At 37.2% G+C, this 787-nt stretch carries 1 protein-coding gene; it reads left to right on the forward strand.

From position 1 onward, the window contains the following. Positions 1–184: IS3 family transposase (locus tag AC1DVB_RS27680; RefSeq protein WP_477590075.1), on the forward strand; the 184-nt coding region annotated here is incomplete at its 5' end. Between the last annotated feature and the right edge of the window lie 603 nt (positions 185–787).

The raw sequence follows: 787 nt of genomic DNA on the forward strand, positions 1-787 counted from the left end.
TCCCCTAGAGTCCTTCTTTGGTCATTTCAAAGATGAAGCCTATATTAAACCTTGTAATACTATAGAAGAACTTAAAAAGGAAATAAGAAGTTATATGACGTACTATAACAATTTCAGATATCAATGGAACTTAAAGAAGATGACTCCTGTTCAATACAGAAATCACCTTCTCCAAGTGGCATAACCTTTTTTAAAAATGTCCTTTACATAGGGTACAGTTTAAAAACTGGCTAACCTTATAATACGAACTCACCCGTTAGCCCAAAATTCAGCGCTTCACCACAGAGAATGAAAATTGGTCCCTATGTCGATAATGTTTTAATGGCTGGCGAAAAAGGTCGTTGAACTATGGTGCCTTTGATCCCATCCGTTAGTCTGACTCCGGCGACCACGGTGTACCACCGACTGTCGCGCCCTTTATGGGTAGTACTCATGGGAGAYTAATCCTTTTTTGGTCGTCGCGCTAGCCTCCACTAAATATGCTATGATTGGAGGTTTTTGTTTAACGATTGACCAAACTCAATCAGATTACTCATAAGGCTCAACCTTTTTTTAAAAAGAGTTTTTACTGGGTCAGTTTTTGTTGTGGTTTTTTCTGGATTTTGAGCTTTTTTAATTTTCATGGGAGTTTAAGTACATTTATTCACAATCACAAAGTCTAAATAACGGCTTATTATTTTAGCAACTTGATTGTTTGAATTAAAGCGTGACAATGATCGGTCCATTTTTAGTAAGGATAATCGTATGTTCCCCTTGAGCTACAAAGCTTTTTTCAGTAGCATAGGTC

It is taken from the genome of Peribacillus sp. P4_D6 (genome assembly GCF_056401795.1).